This is a genomic window from Pseudomonas sp. zfem004 (genome assembly GCF_032621715.1).
GTDB classification, from domain to species: domain Bacteria; phylum Pseudomonadota; class Gammaproteobacteria; order Pseudomonadales; family Pseudomonadaceae; genus Aquipseudomonas; species Aquipseudomonas sichuanensis.
Genome location: NZ_JAVYJF010000047.1, coordinates 1 through 2,847, shown reverse-complemented (window position 1 = coordinate 2,847; position 2,847 = coordinate 1). Strand labels below are relative to the sequence as shown.

The 2,847-nt window shown below is 55.5% G+C and carries 2 protein-coding genes and 2 pseudogenes; all 4 read right to left on the bottom strand.

Features of this window, described 5'->3' with window-relative positions; all coding sequences use genetic code 11:
- A pseudogene (locus RTH46_RS26455) lies at positions 1-165 on the bottom strand (hypothetical protein); the annotation flags it as partial.
- 265 nt (positions 166-430) lie between these two features.
- Positions 431-621 (bottom strand): annotated as a pseudogene (locus tag RTH46_RS26105) (IS5/IS1182 family transposase); the annotation flags it as partial.
- A gap of 181 nt (positions 622-802) precedes the next feature.
- Positions 803-1,075 (bottom strand): DUF6966 domain-containing protein, encoded by a 273-nt coding sequence (locus tag RTH46_RS26100; RefSeq protein ID WP_316906965.1) that lies wholly within the window; start codon positions 1,073-1,075, stop codon positions 803-805.
- On the bottom strand, positions 1,072-2,847 hold a 1,776-nt coding region (locus RTH46_RS26095; protein WP_316906964.1), incomplete at its 5' end, for a DUF637 domain-containing protein. The genes RTH46_RS26095 and RTH46_RS26100, both read right to left, overlap by 4 nt.

Sequence of the window (2,847 nt, the reverse complement as noted above, 5' to 3'; positions counted from 1 at the left end):
CCCCGAATTGCTGTACTTGAAGGAGTCGTGAACTTCCTTCACCTGCCGCCAATCCACATCCCCACGCTGTTCTGCAGCCTTGATCCAGGCCAGTTGCGGATCGGCCGCGACCATTGCATTGATGGTCTGGCTGACCGTCTGCTGGTCAACCTGCCTGAGGTCGATGCACTTGTCAGAGGTCCATCAGGCTAACCAATGGGTACTCTCCCCCTGCCGGTGGCCCGCCGGCGACAAGCCGGGCTCCGTCTGTGCGCGGATGCGTGCCTCATGTTTGCTGGCCAAAGCCACGAGAATGGCCAGGTGATGAGAATCGAGACGATCAATGCCCAGGGATCGACGATTCCAGCACAGGTGGTTCACTACACTTTCTTTCACAAGACGGCTGGAGGCAATCTCCAGCCGCTTTTGTCCGCATCTGCCTGCACCCTTAGTTCTGCAGCAAGTGAATGCGCAGCATCGTTTCCAAGGGATACAGCTCACGATCGCCACCGACCTTCGGGTAGTGCGACTCAATCAACGCGACCTATCCGCTCCACGGAACGACCTGTTCCATCTCTGATAGGAAACGCTCACGGCGGTTTGCTTGCGCTTACCGGCATATTCGAAATCGGAGAAGTTCATCTAGCTCATGGGCAAGGCTTGCTACGGTAGCTGAACGGAAGGCTATTTCAGCACAGATCGAGTGGCCTGTGCCGACTTGCTCGGAGAATCCTTAGCAGTTAACTCATCAAGCAAAGATGTGTTCAACGCCCCTTGTGCACCGAGGTGTACGTGGCGTCGCAGGAGCTTTTGCACCATTGCGCTATTTCTTACAAAGCTCATAAAGCTGAGCTCTTAAATTATCTAATTCATCATTCTCTTTAACTAATGGCTGGCCATCCCTATAAAGCACAACATCATTAAGAGACCCCATCCCCCCGTACATTGACAACAATTTTAGCGATGAATTTTTCGGATCCATATCAAATCCATTCTTGACTTTTTCAAGCACTATAGCCCAATCATCAAACGACCCCAAACGAAGCAGCTCGATCATTCGCGCCAAAATCAAGTCAACATCATTAAGATTTCTCATTTCAATGGACTCGAGTTAGTCACTTTAACCCCTTCAATCAGCCAAGGCTTCTGAACCACAATTTGCTGTGACCCACCAACATAGAATCCACCCTGGGATCCAACTTCACCAACGTACACTTTGGTACCGGCAGGTATCTTTATTTCAAAAACCGTATCTATGGGTGATTTTGCGCCCCCAGGCCACTCCGGTAGAACTGCCTTGTCGATCCTAGTCTGTATTACTCCAGTTGGCGGCTCACTGCTGAAAAACTGTCCAAGAGGTTTATCGGTGGTCCCTGCACGGTACAGAACAGCTTCCTTCTCAAGGGTAACAACGGAGTACCGTCCACCAGAGAACGTTTCAGCAATATTATCGGCCAATGGTCCCGGTTTCACCGCTGAATAGGAGCCTTCTACTTTCCCAAAACCTTTTGCACCAACGACTTTAACGCTATCTTTGACCTTCGAGAAGTACTCCAGTGCCTTTTCAACCTGAACAGTACCAACCGATATCGGAGTGCCAGCAGGCCTAGGGCGTGGGCCTTCCGCCCCAACCGTACCAACGCCTAACACAACCATCCCAATCCGATCCAGCGTCGGGGACCACTCCCCCGCGACATCGCTCAGCTTCTTGTAATTGGCCAGCGCACTTCCAATCAAGTCCAGCTTGTACTCTTGGCAGGTTGTCGTAGTGCACGTCATCGCCAGCAGGGCATCCAGCGCCGCACCAACCTGTCCCATCTTGTCCCTTGCCAGCATAGGCCCGGAGACGCCCTCTACAGACTTGTCGATGTAGATGCTTTCTTCTGCATATTTTTCTTTAATCCAGCTATCCCGCTGGCAAGCCTCATCGCTGCCACAGGATTCCATGCTCGCTTCGAACGATTTCGCATCACCGTGGTCGAGGTGGTTGTACTGCGTAGCAGTCCCCGCCACCCAAGCCCCAGTCTGCAGCGCCGCCTCGTCCCCACCTTGAGCAGCGGCCGCCAGCACCCCGATCACCTGCGAGTTCATCGTCAGCAGGCTTTTCTTCTTCTCGGGGTCCATCGYGCCGTACCACTGCGACAGGCTGCCAACCAGCGCTTCGTTYACCCCAGCGGCCAGCGCCCCTGTCTTGAAATCACCGCCCGCCGCTTCCGCYGCCAAGCCTCCCATGATGGCGTGCAGGCCGATCTTGGCGACGCTGCCCTCCTTCARGTCCCACCTGTCAGGACTGGTCTGGTCACCCACCCAGTTGAAGCCTGCRGCGGCAAAGGTGTTGGCAAGGCTGYTGCGCAAGGCATCACTGAACGAGCTRTCACCACCCAAGGCGCGATCGAGCACGGTAGAGGTGCCGTTCTGCAGCAACTGRTTGCCCGCGAAGCGGCCTATGCCTTCCAGTTTGGAGAGGCTTTCGGTAGTGACTACTTTTCCGCCGTTCTCCAGTGCCCCAGCTGGACCTGTTTTAGTCCCCATCCAATCGTCGAACAGCCCAGCGGTGAGACCGGCCGTGATCCCGGAAACAAGGTAACCGCGCAGGGCATCACTCGATGTCAGGTCCTTGAATACCGCCCCAAGGTTGCCTTGGTTGTTGATGGTGCTGATCGCTGCGCTGCTGGCCGCCGAACTGACCACAGCGGTAGTCGCGGCGCTGGCTGCCGTACCAATGGTGGTGGCTGTCGTGGTGCTGACGCCGGCGGCACTGGCAACACTGGTGGCGGAAGACCCGACACTGGTGGCCAAACCACTCACCGCACCTGCGGTGAAGTACGCCACCACGATGGCGATGATCATCGCCGACGCAGCACCCAG